The 21264-nt window shown below is 69.8% G+C and carries 18 protein-coding genes; 5 read left to right on the forward strand and 13 right to left on the reverse strand.

Annotated elements, in window-relative coordinates; genetic code table 11:
- The first annotated feature begins 4 nt into the window (after positions 1 to 4).
- Positions 5 to 757, forward strand: coding sequence for an SDR family oxidoreductase (locus AC0662_RS05955; RefSeq protein ID WP_478298832.1), 753 nt, complete (start codon positions 5 to 7; stop codon positions 755 to 757).
- Positions 757 to 1485 (forward strand): MerR family transcriptional regulator, encoded by a 729-nt coding sequence (locus tag AC0662_RS05960; RefSeq protein ID WP_478298834.1) that lies wholly within the window; start codon positions 757 to 759, stop codon positions 1483 to 1485. The genes AC0662_RS05955 and AC0662_RS05960 overlap by 1 nt, the downstream gene beginning before the upstream one ends.
- Here the strand turns inward: AC0662_RS05960 and AC0662_RS05965 are convergent.
- Positions 1433 to 2992: an adenylate/guanylate cyclase domain-containing protein gene (locus AC0662_RS05965; RefSeq protein ID WP_478298836.1), complete on the reverse strand. Its 1560-nt coding sequence runs from the start codon at positions 2990 to 2992 to the stop codon at positions 1433 to 1435. The two genes, AC0662_RS05960 and AC0662_RS05965, sit on opposite strands and share 53 nt — an antisense overlap.
- Positions 2993 to 3145: 153 nt before the next feature.
- Between AC0662_RS05965 and AC0662_RS05970 the strand changes: the two genes are divergently transcribed.
- Entirely contained in the window at positions 3146 to 4912 is a 1767-nt protein-coding gene (locus AC0662_RS05970; protein WP_478298838.1) for a M1 family metallopeptidase, read from the forward strand.
- Between the two features lie 21 nt (positions 4913 to 4933).
- Here the strand turns inward: AC0662_RS05970 and AC0662_RS05975 are convergent, their stop codons facing one another.
- Entirely contained in the window at positions 4934 to 5794 is an 861-nt protein-coding gene (locus AC0662_RS05975) for a GNAT family N-acetyltransferase (RefSeq protein ID WP_478298840.1), read from the reverse strand.
- A 106-nt stretch (positions 5795 to 5900) separates the two neighbouring features.
- Between AC0662_RS05975 and AC0662_RS05980 the strand changes: the two genes are divergently transcribed.
- Positions 5901 to 6593 (forward strand): GntR family transcriptional regulator, encoded by a 693-nt coding sequence (locus AC0662_RS05980; protein WP_452202861.1) that lies wholly within the window; start codon positions 5901 to 5903, stop codon positions 6591 to 6593.
- Here AC0662_RS05980 and AC0662_RS05985 read toward each other — a convergent pair.
- The 8 genes from AC0662_RS05985 to AC0662_RS06020 form a co-directional block, all read right to left on the reverse strand.
- The gene (locus AC0662_RS05985) at positions 6575 to 8332 is read right to left on the reverse strand and encodes a gamma-glutamyltransferase family protein (protein WP_478298842.1); all 1758 of its coding nucleotides are present in this window, start codon (positions 8330 to 8332) and stop codon (positions 6575 to 6577) included. The genes AC0662_RS05980 and AC0662_RS05985 overlap by 19 nt on opposite strands.
- Positions 8329 to 9306, reverse strand: a complete 978-nt coding sequence (locus AC0662_RS05990) for an ABC transporter ATP-binding protein (protein ID WP_478298844.1) — start codon at positions 9304 to 9306, stop codon at positions 8329 to 8331. Before AC0662_RS05990 ends, AC0662_RS05985 begins: the two co-directional genes overlap by 4 nt.
- Complete coding sequence (locus tag AC0662_RS05995) at positions 9306 to 10283, reverse strand: ABC transporter ATP-binding protein (protein ID WP_478298846.1); 978 nt, start codon at positions 10281 to 10283, stop codon at positions 9306 to 9308. Before AC0662_RS05995 ends, AC0662_RS05990 begins: the two co-directional genes overlap by 1 nt.
- Entirely contained in the window at positions 10280 to 11158 is an 879-nt protein-coding gene (locus AC0662_RS06000; RefSeq protein WP_452202854.1) for an ABC transporter permease, read from the reverse strand. Before AC0662_RS06000 ends, AC0662_RS05995 begins: the two co-directional genes overlap by 4 nt.
- Positions 11158 to 12111: an ABC transporter permease gene (locus tag AC0662_RS06005; RefSeq protein ID WP_478298848.1), complete on the reverse strand. Its 954-nt coding sequence runs from the start codon at positions 12109 to 12111 to the stop codon at positions 11158 to 11160. Before AC0662_RS06005 ends, AC0662_RS06000 begins: the two co-directional genes overlap by 1 nt.
- Entirely contained in the window at positions 12108 to 13784 is a 1677-nt protein-coding gene (locus AC0662_RS06010; RefSeq protein ID WP_452202850.1) for an ABC transporter substrate-binding protein, read from the reverse strand. The genes AC0662_RS06005 and AC0662_RS06010 overlap by 4 nt, the downstream gene beginning before the upstream one ends.
- Before the next feature lie 100 nt (positions 13785 to 13884).
- The gene (locus AC0662_RS06015; RefSeq protein ID WP_452202848.1) at positions 13885 to 14385 is read right to left on the reverse strand and encodes a GNAT family N-acetyltransferase; all 501 of its coding nucleotides are present in this window, start codon (positions 14383 to 14385) and stop codon (positions 13885 to 13887) included.
- A 208-nt stretch (positions 14386 to 14593) separates the two neighbouring features.
- Entirely contained in the window at positions 14594 to 14884 is a 291-nt protein-coding gene (locus tag AC0662_RS06020; RefSeq protein ID WP_452202846.1) for a hypothetical protein, read from the reverse strand.
- Between AC0662_RS06020 and AC0662_RS06025 the strand changes: the two genes are divergently transcribed.
- Positions 14865 to 15284 carry a DUF4232 domain-containing protein gene (locus tag AC0662_RS06025; RefSeq protein WP_452202844.1) on the forward strand — a complete coding sequence of 140 codons (420 nt, stop codon included), beginning with the start codon at positions 14865 to 14867 and terminating at the stop codon, positions 15282 to 15284. The genes AC0662_RS06020 and AC0662_RS06025 overlap by 20 nt on opposite strands.
- A 10-nt stretch (positions 15285 to 15294) precedes the next feature.
- Here the strand turns inward: AC0662_RS06025 and AC0662_RS06030 are convergent, their stop codons facing one another.
- The 3 genes from AC0662_RS06030 to AC0662_RS06040 all read right to left on the reverse strand — a co-directional run bounded on the left by AC0662_RS06030 (position 15295) and on the right by AC0662_RS06040 (position 21143).
- On the reverse strand, positions 15295 to 16458 hold the full coding sequence (locus AC0662_RS06030) for an SWIM zinc finger family protein (RefSeq protein WP_478298851.1): 1164 nt from the start codon (positions 16456 to 16458) through the stop codon (positions 15295 to 15297).
- Positions 16455 to 19010, reverse strand: a complete 2556-nt coding sequence (locus tag AC0662_RS06035; RefSeq protein WP_478298853.1) for a DEAD/DEAH box helicase — start codon at positions 19008 to 19010, stop codon at positions 16455 to 16457. The genes AC0662_RS06030 and AC0662_RS06035 overlap by 4 nt, the downstream gene beginning before the upstream one ends.
- A 261-nt stretch (positions 19011 to 19271) precedes the next feature.
- Positions 19272 to 21143, reverse strand: coding sequence for an ABC transporter ATP-binding protein (locus AC0662_RS06040; protein ID WP_452202947.1), 1872 nt, complete (start codon positions 21141 to 21143; stop codon positions 19272 to 19274).
- Between the last annotated feature and the right edge of the window lie 121 nt (positions 21144 to 21264).

Consider the following 21264-nt stretch of genomic DNA (forward strand, 5'->3'; position numbering starts at 1 on the left):
GGCCATGACTTCCGGGACTGACGGGCGTGGGGTTGTGCTGGTGACCGGCGGGAGTCGGGGGATCGGCGCCGCCGCGGCCCTCGCGCTCGCCGCGGACGGCTGGGACGTCGGCGTGAACTACCGGACGCAGGCCGATGCGGCGGCGGGCGTCGTGAAGGCGTGTGAGGAGCTCGGCCGGCGCGCGATCGCCGTACCGGCGGACATCGTCGAGGCCGACCAGATCGAGCGCCTCTTCGACACCGTGACCGCCGAGCTCGGCCCGATCGGTGCCGTGATCAACAACGCCGGCGTCGTCTCGCCGGCCGGGCGGGTGGCGGAGTACGACGCCGAACGCCTCGACCGGGTGTTCCGGATCAACTCGATCAGCGCCTTCCTGGTCGCCGGCGCCGCGGTCCGCCGGATGTCGACGGCGTACGGCGGCAACGGGGGAGTCCTCGTGAACGTCTCGTCCCGCGCGGCGGTGCTCGGATCGGCCGGCGAGTACGTCGACTACGCGGCGAGCAAGGCCGCGGTCGACGCGCTCACCACCGGCCTGGCGAACGAGGTCGCGCAGGAGGGCGTCCGCGTCCTCGGGGTCCGCCCGGGCCTGATCGAGACCGATATCCACGAGCCGGGCCGCCTGGACCGTCTGGGTACGACGCCGCCGCTGGCCCGGCCGGGACGGGTCGAGGAGGTCGCGGAGGTGATCGCTTTCCTCGCGTCGGACCGTTCGTCGTACATGACGGGGACGAGCGTCGACGTCTCCGGAGGGCGCTAGTGGGATTGCGGCCGGTAGATCTGGCGCGCCGGGCCGGGGTGTCGACCCAGCTCGTCCGCAACTACGAGGCCGCCGGAATCCTGCCGCCCGCGCCACGGTCGGACACCGGGTACCGGCAGTACGGTCCGGAGCATGTGTCGGCGCTGCTGACGTACCGCGCGCTCGCGCCCGGCTTCGGCGCCGAGACCGCGACCGAGATCATGCGCGCAGTCCACAACGGCGACGAAGCGCTCGCGTACCGACTCGTCGACGCGTCCCATGCCGCCCTCCACGAGCAACGCCTCGCAACGGACGCCGCGAGCGACGCCCTGGCCGCACTCGCCGCGGAGCAGGTTGACGAGCACACCGGCCCGTCGCTCCTGGTCGGCGAACTCGCGCATCGCCTCGGCATCCGGCCGTCAGCACTGCGCGTCTGGGAAGCCGCCGGTCTGCTCGCGCCGACGCGTGAACCGGGGACGAAGTACCGCCGGTACGGCGCCGAACAGGTTCGCGACGCGCGGATCATCCACATGCTCCGCAAGGGGCACTACTACTTCGAGCAGATCAAACCGGTGCTCGACGGGCTCCGCAGGACCGGCAGCACCGAGGCGCTGCGGGCCGCGATCGCCGAGCGCCGCGCCGCCCACGACCGCCAGACCAAAGCGATGCTGTACGGCGCCGCGCTGCTGCACGACCTCATGAATGCGGGACAGCCAGTTGCGTCGGCACCGACCGGCCTCGCACAGTGACCAGCTCACTCGTCCGCCACTGATCGGCCTCACTCGGCTCGCACTCGTCGACAGCGGCCATCGAGGCGATCAACCGCCCCGGAGAGGTCTTGGCGAGCTCGCTCAACCGCGCCGCCTCGTTCACCGGATCCCCGATCACGGTGTACTCGTGCCGCCGTACGTCGCCAACGGTGCCGGCCACCACGATCCCGGCAGTGATCCCGATCCCCGCCGTTGCTTCCGGCAACTCCTCGGCAAGCCTCCGTGCCAGCTCACGTCCGGCACTGAGCGCGCTCCCCGCGGGATCGGGCAGTTCGGCCGGTGCGCCGAAGACGGCCAGCGCGGCGTCACCGGCGAACTTGTTCACGAACCCGCCCTGCCGGTCCACCTCGTCGACCACGATCGCGAAGAACCGGTTGAGCAGCTGCACGACCTCGGTCGGCGGCCGCTGCGTCGCCAGCTCGGTCGATCCGACCAGATCGATGAACAGCACCGCGGCGAACCGCTCCTCGCCGCCGAGCCGGTCGCTCGTCAGCGCCTCCTGGACGACGCCGGGACCGACGTACCGCCCGAAGACGTCGCGGATCCGTTCCCGCTCGCGCAGGCCCTCGGCCATCCGGTTGAACCCGGCCTGCAGCGACCCGAGCTCGGTGCCGTCGAAGACCGGGATGCTCACGTCGAGCCGGCCCTCGCCGATGAGCGTGAGCGCGTCCCGCACCGAGCGCACCGGAGCCACCACCGACTTGGCCGACAACCAGGTCAGCAGCGCACCGTTGCCGAGCGCCACGATGCCGAGCGCGAGGATCACGATCGACAGCCGGGTCGAGGTGACGTCGCCCTCGATCAGCGCCAGTACGGCGGCCAGCATCAGGCCGGCCACCGGTACGCCGGACCCGACGGCCCAGAAGAACACCGTCCGCGCCTTCAACCCGGCCGCGAGCAGCCGGCGCGGCGGCGGTGAGTCGACCAGGGCCCGCGCCGCGACCGGACGCAGCGCGAACTCGGTCAGCAGGTACGAGACCGCGCAGGTGATGATCGTGCCGTCGATCACGGTGAGCGCGACACGCAGCGCGTTCTCCGGCTGCAGCAGCACCGTCATCACGGTGAAGAACACCGCGGCGACCAGCCAGAGCAGCACCTCGATGAGGGTGAGCCGCAGCGGCAACTGCAGGGTGGCGATCTGCTCCCGGCGGGTCGCCGGTCGGTCCAGGTCGATCCACCGGGTCACGCGGCGGGTCAAGCGGGTGCTCCAGACACAGCCGATCGCCATCGCGAACACGAAGTACAGCGGGATGATGATCGCGTCGACGAGCTGGAGCTGGTCGACCAGCGACGGGCCGGGCAGGACGAAGACGGCGAGCACGAAGACGACCAGCGCGCCGATCAGGTTGGTGCCGATCGAGAAGGTGGTCATCAGGACCTGCAGCCGGGCGCGCAGCCGCCGTGGGCTCTGGTCGGCGGGGCCGAGCAGCCACGATCCGAACGGCCGCCGTCTCAGCACCAGCTCCGGACTGCCGTCGCACGTCATGGTGACAGTCTGCTAGTAGGCACCCCCTGGAGCGCAACCGGTGTCAGGAGCGAACCGGGGTTTTGGCACGTTGGTGCGGATGACCCAGATTGGTCGTCCGAACCGGTCGGGACGTGGGTACTGTTCGTCGGACGCCTCACCCGGGAGCTTCCCTTGACGCACGATCGCCACTCCTATGCCGAGCCGCAGCTGGTTCGGACCACTCACCTCGAGCTCGACCTCGCGCTGGACTTCGACGAGAAAGTGCTGGCCGGCAGTGCCACGCACACCCTCGCCTGGACCGGCCCGGCCGACCGCCTCGTCCTCGACACCCGCGACCTCACGGTGCTGGGCGTCGAGGGGCAGACGGCCGACGGCTGGGAGCCGCTGGAGTTCAGCCTCGGACTCCCGGACAAGGAGCTCGGATCCGCGCTCACGATCCGGACGGCGAGCCATCCGCGGGTGAAGGTCAGTTACCGGACCGCGCCGACCGCGAGCGGGCTGCAGTGGCTGGAGCCGGCGATGACGGCCGGTGGCGTGATGCCATTCATGTTCAGCCAGTCGCAGGCGATCCACGCCCGCAGCTGGGTGCCGCTGCAGGACACGCCGAGCATCCGGTTCAGCTACGCCGCGCACGTCACCGCGCCGCCGGAGTTGATGGTGCTGATGAGCGCCGACAACGGTACGACGTCCCGCCGTACCGGCTCGTACGACGTCGTGATGCCCGAGCCGATCCCGTCGTACCTGCTGGCGATCGCCGCGGGCGATCTGGTCTTCGAGCCGCTCGGTGAGCGTTCCGGTGTGTGGGCCGAGCCCGCCACGGTGCGGAAGGCGGCGACCGAGTTCGTCGACACCGAGGAGATGATGCGGGTCACCGAGGAGCTCTTCGGCCCGTACCGCTGGGGCCGCTACGACCTGCTCGTCCTCCCGCCGTCCTTCCCGTACGGCGGGATGGAGAACCCGCGGATGACGTTCGCGACCCCGACCGTGGTGATCGGCGACAAGTCGCTGGTCAGCGTGATCGCGCACGAGCTCGCGCACAGCTGGTCCGGCAATCTGGTCACCCAGGACAGCTGGGACGACATCTGGCTGAACGAGGGCTTCACGTCGTACGTCGAGAACCGGATCGTCGAGGCGGTCTACGGGACCGAGTTCGCGCTCATGGAGACCGCGATCAAGCAGCACGCGACGGTCGTGAAGCTGGACCCGCTGACGCCGGCCGAGCTCGCGGTCGAACTGCCGGGTCTGCACCACCGCTCGGAGTACCACGGGACGACGTCGACCGGGCCGCTCAAGGGGTCGTGGTTCCTGTCCTGGCTCGAGCAGCGGTTCACGCGGGAGGTCTTCGACCCGTTCCTGCGTGGGTACTTCGACCGGTTCGCGTTCCGCAGCATCAACTCGGACAACTTCGTCGAGCACCTGCAGGAGACTCTCCTCGCGTCGCATCCGGACGTGGTGACGTCCGAGGAGGTGGCTGCCTGGTTGTACGAGCCGGGCATCCCGGCGTTCGCGGAGCGCGCGGCGTCGGCGCGGTTCCAGGTCGTCGACGAGGCACGGGCCAACTGGCTGACGACGGGCGAGCTGCCGCACGGCGCGGACCGGTGGACGACGCAGGAGTGGCTGCGGTTCCTCGACGCGGCTCCCGACGTACTGAGCCCGGTGCTGCTGCAGCAGTTGGACCGCGCGTTCGGGCTGACCGGGACCGCGAACGGTGAGATCGCGCGGCGCTGGTACCAGATCGTTGCCGCCAGCAGCTACGAGGCGGCGTACGCCGAGATGGCTGGGTTCCTCACCGATGTCGGGCGGATGAAGCTGATCCTGCCGGTCTACCAGGCGCTCGCCGGCACCGACCGCGCCTTCGCCGCCGAGGTCTTCGCCAAGGCCCGCCCCGGCTACCACCCGATCACGACGGCCGCCGTCCAGAAGATCCTCGGCCAGTAGCGCTGGCACACGACCCGGCTGCTAGAGGTCGAGTTTGCGGCGGCGGACTTCGAAGCGGGGGCGGTAGCCGAGGTGGTCGTTGGTACGGCGCATCGGCACGTTGGTGTCGACGGTGTCGGTGAGGAGACCGTCGAGGTCGGGGAAGCGTCGGCGGGTCTCGTGGATCTGCGCGGCCTTCATCCACAGCGCGAGACCGCGGCCGCGGTGCGTGGGGAGGACGGCGGTGCCGTAATGCTGCCCGTCGCCCTTCCCGTCACCCGGTACGACGACCTCGGTGAAGCCGGCGATCATCCCGGAGCGGTCGATCGCCGCGACGACCGAGATGTGCTCACCACGCTGCTCGATCAGCTGTGCGGCGTACCGGGTCCGCTCGACGTCCCACACGTCCGGGCCGATCCGGATTGTGCCCGAAGGCGCATCGTCCATCGCCGTCCGCGCGTCGGTGAACGTCTGCACCAGCTCGTCCGGTACGACGCCCTCCCAGGAGACGAGCCGATACCCGGGCACCTCCGGTACGTCGGGAGTCGGATCGGTCAGGTCGAGTCGGGCGTAGATCAGTGTCAGGCCGATCGCGAAACCGTGGTGCTCGAGGAAGTGGTCGCCGACGGAGTTGACGTCGACGTCGGCCAGCAGGGTCCGGATCTCGTGCTCGCGGCCGCTGGCGACGACCGCGCCGAGCAGTCGCGACCCGATGCCGCGACGCCGTTCGGCGGGGTGCACGGTGAGTTCGAACTCGGCCAGGTGCGCGTGGTGCCGGCGACTGTCGAGTCTGAGGAAGGCGGAGCCCACCGGCGTACCGTCGGCCTCGGTGGCCAGCCAGGCGAGCCGGCGGCTGAGCGGGCGGTAGTCGGGATCCGTCAGTGGAACCAGTTGGATGCTCAAGTGGTCAACATAACGCGGCACTGGATCAGGTGCCGCCGCGTCCCCGATCGGCTACCGTGGCGCGCGGGTCACAGCGGGGTGAGGCGAACGGGGAGAGGAGCCAGGGGTGGAGCAACTGGACGGTGCGGCTCGGGGCGGGATGACCGTACGGACGATCGGTGCCGATCATGTCGCGCTGCGCGAACAGGTCCTGGCGGAACTGCGGCGGCGGATCGTCGACGGTGAGTACGGCCAGGGGGAGCGGCTGACCGAAACCCGGCTCGCGGACGACTTCGGGGTGTCACGCAATCCGGTGCGGGAAGCGCTGCGGGTGGTCGAGGCCGAGGGCTTCGTGCAGATCCTGCCGCGCCGGGGAGCAGTGGTGGCGACGCTCGACGAGACCGCGGTGCGCGACCTGTTCGGCGTACGGCAGCAGCTCGAGACGCTCGCCGCCGGGCTGGCCGCGGAGCGCGCGACGGCCGAGGGGATCGCGACGCTCCGCCGGTTGATCTCGGAGGCGAACGAGGCGACGGCAGCGGCGGATTTCGACCGGGTCGCCGAGCTGAACAGTGCGTTCCACCGGGCCGTGATCGAGGTCAGCGGGAACCGCTGGCTGCACTCGATCTCGGCCGCGATGTACCACCACGTGCACTGGGTGTTCCGGGTCGGCGCGGCGCAGCGGGCACCGCACTCGTCCGAGGAACACGTCCGGCTGGTCGACGCGATCGAGGCGGGCGACGCCGAGGCGGCGAGCACCGCCGCCCGCCTGCACGTCCAGGCCGCCGCGCAGGCGGCGCTGGGTCAGCGACCGACCGCGTAACCCTGCATGCCGCGCGGGTTCGCCGCGGCCGCGAGCACGCCGTCGGCCTCCTTCCGTACGGCGCAGAGCCGGCCGAGGCTCCACGGGTCGGACTCGGTGACGACGTGTCCGCGCCGGACGAGTTCGTCGCGCACGTCCTTGCCGACGCGGGTCTCCACCACGAGCCCGCCGGGTTCGGTGGCGCGCGGGTAGAACGACGACGGGAAGCCGGTGGTGTGCCAGGCCGGTGCGTCGATCGCCTCCTGCAGATCCATCCCGGCGCCGAGGTGCCGGAGCAGGAACAGCAGCTGCCACTGGTCCTGCTGGTCGCCACCGGGCGAACCGCACGCCATCACCGGTTCGCCGTCGCGGAGGACGAGCGTCGGCGTCAGCGTGGTGCGCGGCCGCCTACCGGGAGCGAGTGAGGCCGGCAGGCCCTCCTCGAGCCAGAACATCTGGGCGCGGCTGCCGAGACAGAACCCGAGCTCCGGGATCGTCGGTGACGACTGCAGCCAGCCCCCGCTCGGCGTCGCGGAGATCATGTTGCCCCACCGGTCGACGACGTCGACGTGACAGGTGTCGCCGCGGGTCACGCCGCCGGACGAGACGGTCGGCTCACCGGTCGTGGCGTCGCCCGACTCGTTGCTCGTCGCAACCGACGGGAGCACGGGGTCGCGTCCGTCCGGACTGCCGGGGCGGAGGTCGAGTGAGGCGTCCGGCCCGATCAGCTTCGCCCGCTCGGCGGCGTACTCCGGGGACAGCAGCGTGTCGAGCGGTACGTCGGCGCCGTCGCCGTACCAGGCCTCGCGGTCGGCGTACGACAGCTTCATCGCCTCGACCGTCGCGTGCACACCGTCGGCGCTGTCCAGATCTACGTCACCGAGCGCCGCGAGAACCGCGAGCGACTGCAGCAGGCCAGGGCCCTGGCCCCACGGTCCGGTCTTCGCGACGGTGTACCCGTTCCAGTCGTACGTCGCCGGGTCCTCCCAGCTCGCCTCGAACGCGGCCAGGTCATCACCGGTGATCAGGCCGGCGTGGTCCTCGCCGCTGGAGTCCCGGTGCGGGATCCGGGAGAACTTGTCGATCGCCTCGGCGACGAATCCCAGGCGCCAGGTCGTCCGCGCGCGCTCGACCTGCGCCTGCCGGTCGGCGCCAGCCGCTTCGCCTTCCGAGACGAGCTTTTCCAGCGTGGCGGCGTACGCCGGGTTGCTGAATCGGCCGGTCACCGGCCGCCCGCCCTGCAACCAGAGCGCGGCCGAGGTCTGCCAGTGCTTCTCGAAGAGTTCCTGCACCGTGCCGATCGTGTCCGCGACCCGCGGTACCAGCGGATGCCCGTTGCGCGCGTACTCGATGGCCGGCTCGAGTACGACGCTCAACGGCAGCGTCCCGTGATCGCGGAGCAGGAGCAGCCACGCGTCGACCGCGCCCGGAACCGTCGCCGCGAGCGGACCCGAGCCGGGCACGAGCGTCAGACCGAGCGAGCGGTAGTGCTCGATCGTTGCCCCGGCCGGCGCGACGCCCTGACCGCAAAGCACCCGCGGCGTGGGATCCGCGGCGGTCGCGATGATCGCCGGAACCTCACCACCAGGCCCGTTGAGGTGCGGCTCGACCACATGCAGCACGAATCCGGCCGCGGCGCCCGCGTCGAACGCGTTCCCGCCGAGCTCGAGGATCCGCATCGCCGACTGCGACGCGAGCCAATGCGTGGACGAAACCATCCCGAACGTGCCGCGCAAGGTGGGCCGGGTGGTGAACGTCATCGAGACACTCCTTCTGTTAGGCGTACATCCGGGCCGGTGCCGTCTTCGTTCACGAGGTGACAAGCCACCTGGTGTCCACCTTCTCCGATCGTGCGTGGTTCCGGGACGACTGTCCGGCATTTGTCGACCGCGACCGGGCACCGGGTGTGGAAGCGGCAGCCGGGCGGTGGGTCGATCGCGGACGGGAGATCGTCACCGAGCAGCACGGGACGGCGGGCCCGTTGCTCGGCGGGATCGGGGACGGGCGCCGCGGACAGCAGCGCCTGCGTGTACGGGTGGGCCGGCTTCCCGAAGATCCGCGTGCGCGGACCTTGCTCGACGAGCTGACCGAGGTACATCACGGCCACCTCGTCAGCGAGGTACTCGACCGCCGACAGATCGTGCGTGATGAACAGGCACGCGAACCCGAGGTCCCGCTGCAGATCCGCCAGCAGATTGAGTACGGCGGCCTGCACCGAGACATCCAGCGCACTCGTCGGCTCGTCGGCCACGAGCAACCGCGGCTCGGAGATCAGCGCGCGGGCGATGCTGACGCGCTGACGCTGACCACCGGACAGCTCGTGCGGCGCCCGCTGGGCGACCTCGGGACGCAGACCGACCCGGCGGAGCGCGTCGGCGACCTTCGCCGGGATGTCCTTGCGGCGCATCAGCCGGAGTGGCTCGCCGACGATGTCGCCGACCGACAGCCGCGGGTCGAGTGAGCCCGCCGGATCCTGGAAGACGATCGAGACGTCGCGACGATGCGGACGGAGCTGACGGCGATCCAGATGGGTGATGTCGGCTCCGGCCAGCTGGACCGTTCCGCCCGTCGGTTCGAGCAGCCGCACGATGCAGCGACCGACCGTGGACTTGCCGGAGCCGCTCTCGCCGACCAGCGCGACGACGGAGCCGGGCCGGATCCGGAGCGTCACACCGTCGACGGCGCGCACCGGTCCGAAGTGCATGACCAGGTCTTCGACAGCGAGCGCGTCCATCAGACCTCCACTGGTTCGCGAACCGGGTTCCAGCACGCGACACGGTGCGGACCGTCGGTGAGTCGCGGCTGGGACGACGTACACGTGTCGACGGCCCGGGTGCAGCGGTCGGCGAACGTGCAGGCGTCGGGCTGTTCGGTGAGCACCGGGACCAGGCCGGGGATCTCGTTGAGGCGTTGCGACTCCGCGTGCCGTCCGGCGGCGGGGGAGGCGCCGAGCAGGCCCACGGTGTAGGGATGTTGCGGGCGTGCGAACAGGTCGTGGACCTCGGCGGTCTCGACCACGCGTCCGGCGTACATCACCGCGACCCGGTCGGCGAGGTCGGCGACGACACCGAGGTCGTGCGTGATCAGGACGATGCTCGTCCCGAGACGTTCGCGCAGACCCCGCAGTACGTCGAGGATGCCGGCCTGGATCGTGACGTCGAGTGCCGTCGTCGGCTCGTCGGCGATCAGCACCTTCGGGTCGCAGGCGACCGCCATCGCGATCATCACCCGCTGCCGCATGCCGCCCGAGAGCTGGTGTGGGTAGTCGCTGACCCGGCGTTCGGCGGACGGGATGCCGACGAGCTTGAGCAGTTCGATCGCGCGGGCGTGCGCCGCCTGCCGGTTGAGTCCGACGTGCGTCCGCAGTACCTCGCTGATCTGGTGGCCGACCGTGAAGACCGGGTTCAGCGAGGTCATCGGCTCCTGGAAGATGTACGCCACCTCGCGGCCGCGGATCGACCGGAGCGTGCGCTTGTCGGCGCCGATCAGCTCGGTGCCGTTCAGGCGGACCGAGCCGCCGACCGTGGCCGTCCGGGGGAGTAGCCCGGCGATACTCATCGCGGTGACGCTCTTGCCGCAGCCGGACTCGCCGACGACCGCCAGTACTTCGCCGTCGCCGATCTCCAGGCTGACCCGGTCCACCGCGGACAACGGACCGTCCTCGGTCCGGAAGGTGACGGTGAGATCTTGCACTGCGAGGATCGGTTTCATCGGCGGCTCGCCTTCGGGTCGAGGGCGTCACGGAGGCTGTCGCCGACGATGTTGAACGCCAGCGTGAGCAGCATGATCGCGACGCCCGGCATCACCGCGGCCCACGGCGCCCGGGACGCGAACTGCTGCGCGTCGGCGAGCATCGTGCCGAGGCTCGGGGCCGGCGGCTGGATGCCGAGGCCGAGGAACGACAGCACCGCCTCGCCGAGGATCGCCGCCGGGATGCCGACGGTGGCCTGGACGATGATCGCGGACCCGGCGTTCGGCAGGATGTGCCGCCCGAGCACCCAGGCGTCGCTCGCACCCTCGACGATCGCGGCGGCGACGAAGTCCAACGACTTCAGCCGGAGCGTCTCGGACCGGACGATCCGGATCATCCCCGGGATCTGGGCGATGCCGATCGCGATCGCCGCGTTCCCGAGGCTCGCGCCACGAATCGCAGCCAGCCCGACCGCGAGGATCAGGAACGGGAACGCCAGCACCAGGTCGGTGAGCCGCGAGATCAGCGCGTCTATTGGCCGGAAGTAGCCAGCGACCAGACCTAGCGGTACACCGATGACGAGCGAGAACGCGACGGCGAGGATGCCGACGTGGAGAGATGCCCGGAGCCCGAACATGATCCGCGACAACACGTCCCGGCCGAGGTCGTCGGTACCGAGCAGATAGCCGGCGGTCCCCGGAGCGGAGAACGCGCGGTCGAGGTGGTTCTGCGTGGGCTCGTGCGGCGCCAGCCAGTTCGCGAACACCGCGAGCACGATCGCGATCGCCAGTACGGCGAGCCCGGTGAGAGCCAGCGGGTTGTGGAGGATCCGGCGTACCACTCGGCTCCGGGTACTGCGCAGTGGTGCCGCTGTCAGCGCTTCGGCGACCGCCATCACACCTCACCTCGCACGCGGATCCGCGGGTCGATGACGGAGTACAACAGATCGACCAGCAGATTGATGACGATGTACGCCGTTGCGGTCACCAGCACGACCGCCTGGATGACCGGGTAGTCGCGCTGGAAGACGGCGTCGACGGTCAGCTTGCCGAAGCCGGGCAGCGCGAAGATCCGTTCGGTCACCACGGCACCCGAGATCAGCGCGCCGAGCTGCAGGCCGACGATCGTCACGACCACGATCAGACTGTTGCGCAGGGCATGCTTTCCGATCACGGCCGTCGGCGGCAGGCCCTTCGCCTCCGCCGTCCGGATGTAGTCGGCGGAGAGCGCGTCGAGCATCGAGGAACGGGTCTGGCGCATGATCACCGCGGCCAGGCCGGTCCCGAGAATCAGCGCCGGCAGGATCAGGTGGTGCAGGTTCGCCACCGGGTTACTGAAGAACGGCACGAAGCCGGACGCGGGAAAGAGGCCGAGGGCAACAGACAGGTAGAGGATCGCCATCAGCCCGAGCCAGAAGTGCGGCACCGAGAGGCCGAACAAGGCGAGCGCGTTCGCCGCCCACTCGGCCGGCCGGCCACGCCGGACCGCGGCCACCACACCGGCACCGACCCCGATCACACTCGCGATCAGAATCGCCAGCACCGACAGTTCGATCGTCACCGGCAACGCGCTGACGATCATCGAGCGCACCGGGGCGCCGGTCCGGATCGACTCCCCGAGATCGCCGCGCGCCGCATGACTGACGAACTGCCAGAACTGCACCAGCCAGGACTGATCCAGCCCGTACTGCTGCCGGATCGCACGGAGCGACTCCGGATCCCGGTCCTCACCGGCCAGCGCCAGCGCGGGATCACCCGGCAACGCCCGCACGCCGGCGAACACCACGATCGTCGCGAGCACGAGCGTCACCGCCGACTGCCACAACCGATTGAGGAGGTACCGCCTCACTTCGCGAATCCTGCGAAGGCGGTGCGGATGACGCCGTCGGGGTAGACCTGGATGCCGAGCAGCTTCTTGGAGACACCGGTGAGGTTGCGCTGGCGGTACATGTAGATGATCGGGTCGTCGGCCTGGAGCTTGGTGACGACGTCGCCGTACAGCTTGACGCGGTCGGCCTGGTTGGTGGCCTGGCGGGCGTCGGTGAGCAGCTTGTCCACGTCGGGGCTGCTGTAGCCGGCGACGTTCTGGCTGCCGGTGGTGGCGACGAAGCTGTAGATATTCGCGTCCGGGTCGACGCGGCCCGACCAGCCCAGCTGGAGGAGCTCGAAGTCACCGCGGTCCTGCTGGTCCAGCAGAGCGGCGTACTCGACCGGCTTGATGACCAGCTCGAAGCCGCCCTCCTTCACCATGCCCTGCAGGGCCTGGGCGAGCCGCAGACTGTCCGGGTTGTTCGACGTGATCATCTCGACCTTGTACGGCGTCTGCACGCCGGCGTCGGCCAGCAACTGCTTGGCCTTCGCGGTGTCGTGGGCCGGACACGTCTGCGCCGCGTCGGACGTGAACTCGCTCTTCGGCGACACCGGCGAGCACGCGACCGTGTTCAGGCCGTTGAAGATCGACTTCACCAGCGCCTCACGGTCGATCGACAGCGCCAGCGCCTGCCGGACCCGCGGGTCCTTCGCGATCGGGGTGTCGAGCGGCTTCAGCGGGTTGCCGATCCCGTTCGCGTTGGCGACGTTGATCGTCAGGCCCTGGTACCCGAGCGACTGGGACTGCAGCACGCTGACGGTGTCGTCCTTCTGCAGTTCGGGTGCGTCCTGCGTCGACAGCGAGTCCGCGACCTGCGCGTCGCCGGACTTCAGGTTCGCCGACCGGATGCTCGAGTCGGTGATGATCCGGTACTCGATCCCGTCCAGGTGCACCTTCGCCGCGTCGTAGTACTGCGGGTCCTTGACCACCTTGATCGAGTTCTGCGCGACCCGGCTGGCGAACTTGAACGGGCCGACGCACACCGGCGCGGTGGAGAAGTTCGCGCCGAGCTTCGTGACCGCGGCCGGGCTGAGCACCATGCCGGCGCGGTCGGCGAGCGCGGCGGCCAACGGTGCGAACGGCTTGGACAGCTTGATGACGACCGTCTTCGCGTCCGGTGTATCGATCGAGGTGATCGGACCGAGTTCGCTCTTGCGCGCCGAGCCGGCCAGCGTCAGATGACGGTTCAGCGAGACCTTCACCGCGTTCGAGTCGAAGGCGGTGCCGTCGGCGAACTTCACGCCCTCCTTCAGCGGGATCGTCAGGCTGAGGCCGTCGCTGGAGATCTTCGGGAGCGCGGTCGCGAGCTGGGGGACCACCTTGGCGTCGGAGCCGAGGTCGTACAGCTTCTCGCACATCGTGTGGAAGACGTAGCGCGAGTACAGGCTGCGGGACAGCGTCGGGTCGAGCTTGTCCGGGTCGGCGGAGAGCGCGACCGTCAGCGTCCCGCCCTGCTTGACCTGCGCCGCGTCGGCGGGCTCCCCGAACACATCCTGTCCGCCGGCGGCCTGGCTACCGGTGGACGGACTGTCGCTACCGGCCGGCTCGACCGGTGAGCAGGCGGTGCCGGTCAGGGCCAGCGCGACAACGGCCGCGCCGGTCCCGACCAGACTCCTGGTGGTGAAGCGGTTCAGTGCAAGTCGACGAGTCATCGCGTGCTCCTGAGTAGGCGGATGCAGCCGACTGTTTCATGTATACAACCCAGGTGCGCAAGTGATTCGGCGAGTTTGACTGAACCTTTTACGACCGCTGCTAGACGGTGACCGGGTACCGCAGGTCGCCGGCCGGTACGTCGTGGTTGCCGAGCGCGATCGCCATCAGGTTCGGTCCGTCGTACTCCGGATGGTGGATACCGAACTCAGTAGCCTGTCGGAATCCGAACCGCGGATAGTACGTATCGTGACCGAGCACCACGACCGCCCGCTCACCACGATCACGCGCTGTCGCCAGGGCGGCCTCGATCGCGGCACCACCGGCTCCTTGCCGTTGGTACGCCGGAAGCACGGCGACCGGTCCGAGCGACAGGACCGGTACGTCGCCGACGTAACAGCGGGTGAGGAGCGCGTAGGCGATCGGCCGGTCGTCGACCGTTGCGACGAACGAGAGGCCGGGGATCCAGGCGGCCGGCGAGGCGCGATGCGCGTCGAGGAAGTCGACCTCGTACTGCCGGCCGAAGGCATCGCGGGTCAGCGAGCGCAGGGTTTGGATGTCGGACGGCGTCTCGACACGGGTGTTCCAGGACAGCTGGGACAACGGAATGTCCTTCCGGAGGATGAGTGGATGAGCTGCAGGACTGAGCGCGCTGCCGGACGTGCCGCAGCGCGGGATCGCGCGGTCATCAACTCACCTCCTCCGAAGTCGAACCCAACTTTAACCGAGGGTGAGGCGTCAATTCTCCTGAGTTTCCGATGACGCTTATGACAAGGGGAGTTGCTATGAAGGTTGTCGCTCGGGGGAATCGTCAAGGTCTTCGCAAATGGAGAACGTACGTCGTGGGAGCCGGGGTCACCGCTGCGCTCCTGACGGCCGCGGCGTGTGGCTCGGCCAATGCGACGGACGGGAGAAAGCCTTCCGACGCAACTGTTTCAGCCAGTACGACGCCGTCGTCTACGGCAACGACCGCTGCGACCTCAGAGACGCCGACCGCTTCGGCGAGCACGAGTCCGTCGGCGAAGCCGGCCAAGTCGACGACCTCCAAGAAGCCGAGCGAGGCGAGCGTCGAGCTGTGCGCGATGGACGACCTGAAGTTCACGGTCACGAACTACGACGCGCAAGGTGAGCAGGTCCGGCACCTGATGCTCGAGGCCACCAACACGAGCGCCACGAAGTGCGAGGTCGCGAACTACCCGGAGGTCACGCTCGGGAACGCCCAGCGCCCGGCCCCGGTCAAGGCCGGGACCGAACCCGGCGAGGTCATCACCATCGCTCCCGGCGAGAAGGCGTACGCCGGCGTGCTCGCCACCGGCGGTCACAGGGACACCTACACGGTGAAGTTCATCGCGATCAGCCTCGGAAGCCCCGGCGGCGAGGCCCCGGCGCCGGAGCCGGTCCGGGTGAAGATGCCCGTGACCTCCTTCGAGGCCGACGACGGCCAGCTCGTCACGACCTGGGCAGGCACCGAGGGCATGGCGATGCGCCCCGTCACCTCCTGACGCAGCCGGTCTACCAGTTCACGACCAGCGGGTCCTTCGACGGCGGGCCGGCCGGTGTCCACGTGTCGTCGACCAGCCGGTACGGGTGCCAGCGGCCGTGGCGATCGAGCCGGAGCTGACTGTCCGCGCCGAGCGTCAAGTGGTTCGCTGACGTCGTGATGGTCAGGTCGTCGTCCGCAGCGAGCAGTTCGGTCCGTGCGCGGTTCAGGTCGGCCGCATCGGGAGTCCAGGTGTGCTCCAGTACGTCGAGGCCGGGCGCGCCGCCGTACCGCCAGGCTTCGATGCCGGGGGCAAGGTTCCGCCCGGTGGACTCGGTCAGTGCGGTGACGAGCTCGGGGAAGTCGGTGGCCAGCCGGACGGAGTCCTGCCACTCGTCGAGCGGCTGTGGCTCGGCGGTGCCGTGCAGGAGCGCGTTCAGGATCGAGCGCGCGCGGCGGGCGGCGTCGAGCACCAGCACCTGCAGGGCCTGCGGCCCGAAGCCGTCGGGCGGTTCGATGCCCGTCACCGCGAGCTCATCCGGACCGATCTTCGCCGGGAGCTCCGGCGGATCGGGAAGCTCGGCCGGGATCTCGGACAGGACGTCGGCGACCGAGACGCCCGCTTCCTCGACAGGCTGGGTGGACGCGGCCTGCAGATCGTCGAGGAGGGCCTCGCGGGTGCGGCCGCGGACCAGGAGCAGGACGAACGGGTCGGCGTCGAGCAGCCAGGCGACCTGGTAGCAGAGCGCGGCCGCGTGCTGGCAGGGGAGTTCCCAGGCGTCGCACGTACAGCTCGGGTCGAGATCGCCGATGCCCGGCAGCAGCGTGACGCCGGCGTCGGCCGCGGCCTCGACCAGGCTGTGCGGCATCTCGCCGTCGAGCAACGCGGCGATGTGCCCTGCACGCGCGGCGACCTGCTCCTGGAACCGGCGCCAGTCGTCGTCGCTCAGCTCGTCGACGTACACGACGGACTCGTAGGTGTCCTCGGGGGAGTAGACGGTCGCCGCGATCCGGCCCGGACTGATCGTGATGGTGCCGACCTGGCCCGAGTTCGCGTACTGGCGGCCCTTGCGGAGCTGACCGTTGTCCAGCGACGTGTCCTCCAACGCCTGCACCCACGCCCGGGCCCACCAGGACCGCCCGCGAGTACTCCGCCGCTGCATCCCGAACGCCGGGAATCCCTGTGCCTCAGTCATCGGGCACCTGCCCGGAGCTCGACGAGGTCGGCCAGTTCGGAGTCGGAGAGTTCGGTGAGGGCCGCCTCGCCGCCCGACAGCACCGCTTCGGCGAGCTCGCGCTTGGCGGCGAGCATGCCGGCGATCCGGTCCTCAATGGTGCCTTCGGCAATCAACCGGTGCACCTGCACCGGCCGCGTCTGCCCGATCCGGTACGCCCGGTCCGTCGCCTGATCCTCGACCGCCGGGTTCCACCACCGGTCGAAGTGCACGACGTGATCCGCACGCGTCAGGTTCAGCCCGGTGCCCGCAGCCTTCAACGAGAGCAGGAACACGCGGACCTCACCGGCCTGGAAGCGATCCACCATCTCCTCGCGCTGAGGCACCGGTGTCCCGCCGTGCAGCAGTTGCGTCGGTATCCCGCGCTCCGCCAGATGCCGCTCGAGCAGCCGGGCCATCGCGACGTACTGCGTGAAGACGAGGACTGCGCCGTCCTCGGCGACGATGGTCTCGAGGAGCTCGTCGAGGAGCTCGAGTTTGCCGGAGCGACCGGTCAGCCGCGCGTCGCCGGGTTCTTTGAGGTACTGCGCCGGGTGGTTGCAGATCTGTTTGAGACCGGTCAGGAGCTTCACGATCAGCCCGCGGCGCGCCATCCGGTCACTCGCGCGAACCTCGTCCATCAACTCGCGAACCGTTGCCTCGTACAACGCAACCTGCTCGCGCGTCAGCGACACCGGCTGATCGGTCTCGGTCTTCGGCGGCAACTCCGGCGCGATCCCCGGGTCCGACTTCCGCCGGCGCAGCAGGAACGGGCGCACGAGTTTCGCGAGCCGCGCCGCGACCTGCTCGTCCTTGTCCGCCTCGATCGGCGTCGCCCACTGGTTCCGGAAGCTGCCGAGCCGCCCGAGCAGCCCGGGCGTCGTCCAGTCGAGAATCGCCCACAACTCGGAGAGGTTGTTCTCCACCGGAGTACCGGTCAGGGCGACCCGCGCCTGCGCGGGGACGGTCCGCAGCGCCTTCGCCGTACCGGAGGTCGGGTTCTTCACGTGCTGCGCCTCATCGGCGACGACGAGCCCCCACCGATGATCGGCCAGCCGTACGGCGTCGCGCCGCAGGGTGCCGTACGTCGTGAGCACGAACCCCTCGCGCGCGTCGTCGAGTGAACGAGACGTGCCGTGGAACCGCCGCACCGGAGTGCCGGGCGCGAACCGTTGCACCTCGCGCTCCCAGTTGCCGAGGAGCGAGGCAGGGCAGACCACGAGCGTCGGGCCGGCGGTGTCGTCGGACTGCTGGCGTTGAACGTGTAGGGAGATGAGCGTGATCGTCTTGCCGAGGCCCATGTCGTCCGCGAGGCAGCCACCGAGGCCGAGCGACGTCATCCGGGCCAGCCAGCGGAGGCCGCGGAGCTGATAGTCGCGCAGGGTGGCGTTCAGACCGGGCGGCGCTTCGATCGGTTCGTCGGCGCGGTCGGGGTCGGCGATCCGGGCGCGGAGATCGTCGAGCCACTTCGTCGGCGTGACGGTGACCTGCTGGCCGTCGATCTCGGCGGTGCCGGTGAGCGCGACGCCGAGCGCGTCGATGGCCGTGACAGGTTTGAGGACGCGTTCGCGGGCCTTGCGCGCCAGCTCGGGATCGATGAGCATCCACTGGTCGCGGAGCCGGACCACCGGGCGGGTGGCTTCGGCGAGCTGGTCGAGCTCGGCCTCGGTCAGCGGATCGTCGCCGAGGGCAACCTGCCAGCTGAAGTCGAGCGTCTTCGCACCGCCGAAGAACCCGGGCATGTCACTCGGCGGACCATCCGCCGAGGTGATCGCAGCACGGGCCTTGAGCGCGCGGCCGAGGCTACGCGGCCAGTGCAGGTCGACACCGGCCGCAGCCAACCGCTGCGCCGACCCAGCGAGCAGATCGGCGACCTCTTCATCCGCCAACTCCATCCGATCCGGTACGGCGGAGTCGAGCAGGCGACCGAGTGGCGCCCAGACACGGGCCGCACGCCGGATCGCCAGGGTGGCGTCGATACGGGCGCGCGGTCCGAAGCCGGGAACGTCCTCGGCCCAGACGTCGTCGGCGTCGCGCACGAGCGTTGGGTCCTTGAGGCTGTGCAGCTGGACGGCGGCGCTGAAGGCGAGCGCTTCGGTCATGTCGATCCGGAGCGAGATGCGGACACCGGTGTCGAGACCGGCGGAGACTTCGTCCGCCCAGGGACGAAGACGATCGGCGCGTTGCGGTGCGGTGGCGGTGAACAGGTTTGTCTGGTGTGCCTTGGCGGCGGCCGGCGATCGAGGCATCCCGTCGGCGACCGCATCCAGGAACTCCCGCACCACGTCCTCGGCGACCGGTAGCCGTACCTCGTCTCCCGGCAGTGGCAGCGCTCGGGCCGAGGCGGGCATCGACTCGGCGAGGGTGAGGACGCGGGTGATGTCCTCGGGGTCCAGCGGGCCGACGCGCCAGGCGTCGTGGCCCGCGGGGGAGACGCCGGGGAGGAGCTTGCCCCGGGCAACCAGCTGGAGTGCGACCAGCGACGCCCCTCCCCAGAAGGCCGCCGACGGATGCGACCCCGGCGCACGCCGCATCCGCCCGAGGACGGGGACAGCGTCAGCAACAGGCAGTTGGATCGCTGGTACCTGCTGAAGCTGACCGTCGACGACCAGGTGCAGGTCTACCTGCTCGCCCACACCCAGGGGGAGTGGGGCACCTGAGGCATCCCAGAAGGCGATCTGGCTCGTCCGTGGTGGATCGGCTGGTTGGAAGACCACCGCGTATCCAGCCAGCTCCTGCCCCGTGCCCACCAACCCGACAACCTCCTACTCGATGAATGAAACGTCAGACCGGACTCAGACTGGAACTGTCTCGGTCCCGGGCTGTTCGAACTGGGTCCGGTACAACTCCTCGTACCGCCCGCCCGCCGCGAGCAACTCCGCGTGCCGGCCCTGCTCCACGATCCGCCCGGCCTCGATCACCAGGATCTGGTCGGCGGCCCGGATCGTCGACAACCGGTGCGCGATGACCACCGCCGTACGCCCGGCCAGCGCTTCGGTCAGCGCGGCCTGTACGGCGGCCTCGTTCGTGGAGTCGAGCGCCGCGGTCGCCTCGTCGAGGATCACCACCCGCGGCTGCGCGAGCAGCAACCGCGCGATCGTCAACCGCTGCCGTTCGCCACCCGACAACCGATACCCACGCTCGCCGACCACCGTGTCCAGCTCGTCCGGCAAGGACCGGATCAGCTCACCCAGCCGCGCCCGCTCGAGCGCGTCCCAGAGATCCTCCTCCGCGGCCTCGGGGCGCGCGAGCAGCAGGTTCTCCCTGATCGAGTCGTGGAACAGGTGCCCGTCCTGGGTGACCATCCCGAGCGTCTGCCGCAACGACTCCGCCGACACGTCACGGACGTCGACCCCCGCGAGCTTCACCGCACCCGAGTCCACGTCGTACAGCCGGGGGATGAGTTGCGCGATCGTCGACTTGCCGGCTCCGGACGAGCCGACGAGCGCGATCATCTGCCCGGGCTCGGCGCGGAACGAGACCTCGTGGAGCACCTCGACACCGCCGCGGGTGTCCAGCTTCGCGACCTCTTCGAGCGAGGCGAGCGAGACCTTGTCCGCCGACGGGTAGGCGAAGCTCACGTCGGCGAACTCCACCGCGACCGGTCCCTCGGGCACGCGGCCCGCGTCCGGCTTGTCCTTGATCAGTGGCTCGAGGTCGAGCACCTCGAAGACGCGCTCGAAGCTCACCAGCGCCGTCATCACCTCGAGGCGTGCACTCGCCAGCGCGGTCAGCGGTGAGTACAACCGGGTGAGCAGCAGCGCCATCGACACGACCGCGCCGGCATCGAGCTGATCCCGGAGCGCCAGGAACCCGCCGAGCCCGTAGACGACAGCCAGGGCCAGAGCCGACACCAGCGTCAGCGCGGTGACGAAGAGCCACTGCACCATCGCGGTCCGGACGCCGATGTCGCGCACCCGCCGCGCCCGCACCGCGAACTCCGTCGACTCCCGCGCCGGCCGCCCGAACAGCTTGACCAGCGTCGCGCCCGGCGCCGAGAACCGCTCGGTCATCTGGGTGCTCATCGTCGCGTTGTAGTTGGCCGCCTCCCGCTGCAAACCGGCCAACCGGGAACCGACCCGGCGCGCCGGGATGACGAAGATCGGCAGCAGGATGAGCGCGAGCAGCGTGATCTGCCACGAGATCCGCAGCATCGCCACGAGGGTGAGCACCAGCATCACCAGGTTGCCGACCACGCCCGACAAGGTGTCGCTGAACGCTCGCTGCGCGCCGATCACGTCGTTGTTCAGCCGGGAGACGAGCGCGCCCGTCCGGGTTCGGGTGAAGAAGGCGATCGGCATCCGCTGGATGTGGTCGAACACGGCCGTCCGCAGATCGAGGATCAGGCCCTCACCGATCTGCGCCGACAGCCACCGCGTCAGCATGCTCAGCCCGGCCTCGGCGATGGCGATCACCGCGATCAGCAGCGAGAGTCGCAGTACGACGTCGAAGGCCTTCCCGCCGACGATCGCGTTGACGACGCTGCCGGCCAGGATCGGGGTCGCGACCGCCAGCACGGCGGCACCGACGCTCATGATCAGGAACCAGATCAGCTGGGTCCGGTGGGGGCGCGCGAAGGCGAGGATCCGCCGTAGCGTCACCCGGGAAAAGGGGCGTTTGTCGTCCTGGGCGTGCATCGCGTGGTACAGCGAGTTCCACGCGGTCATTTCCATACTCACGGCAGTGCTCCGCTGACTCGGTCGGCTGGGGTCGTCGATGATTCCGCACACCACCGACAAAACCCGACGCTAGAACCTCGACTTAACCTGAGGTCAACTGCGTACACTG

This window comes from Kribbella sp. NPDC043289, from assembly GCF_056436705.1.

Coding starts and splice junctions, on each gene's coding strand:
- AC0662_RS05985 (WP_478298842.1), bottom strand. CDS start 8,332: ATGACGTTCACCACCCGGCCCACCTTGCGCGGCACGTTCGGGATGGTT.
- AC0662_RS06025 (WP_452202844.1), top strand. CDS start 14,865: ATGGACGACCTGAAGTTCACGGTCACGAACTACGACGCGCAAGGTGAG.
- AC0662_RS05990 (WP_478298844.1), bottom strand. CDS start 9,306: ATGGACGCGCTCGCTGTCGAAGACCTGGTCATGCACTTCGGACCGGTG.
- AC0662_RS06010 (WP_452202850.1), bottom strand. CDS start 13,784: ATGACTCGTCGACTTGCACTGAACCGCTTCACCACCAGGAGTCTGGTC.
- AC0662_RS06000 (WP_452202854.1), bottom strand. CDS start 11,158: ATGGCGGTCGCCGAAGCGCTGACAGCGGCACCACTGCGCAGTACCCGG.
- AC0662_RS06035 (WP_478298853.1), bottom strand. CDS start 19,010: ATGCGGCGTGCGCCGGGGTCGCATCCGTCGGCGGCCTTCTGGGGAGGG.
- AC0662_RS05955 (WP_478298832.1), top strand. CDS start 5: ATGACTTCCGGGACTGACGGGCGTGGGGTTGTGCTGGTGACCGGCGGG.
- AC0662_RS05995 (WP_478298846.1), bottom strand. CDS start 10,283: ATGAAACCGATCCTCGCAGTGCAAGATCTCACCGTCACCTTCCGGACC.
- AC0662_RS06040 (WP_452202947.1), bottom strand. CDS start 21,143: ATGACCGCGTGGAACTCGCTGTACCACGCGATGCACGCCCAGGACGAC.
- AC0662_RS06030 (WP_478298851.1), bottom strand. CDS start 16,458: ATGACTGAGGCACAGGGATTCCCGGCGTTCGGGATGCAGCGGCGGAGT.
- AC0662_RS05965 (WP_478298836.1), bottom strand. CDS start 2,992: ATGACGTGCGACGGCAGTCCGGAGCTGGTGCTGAGACGGCGGCCGTTC.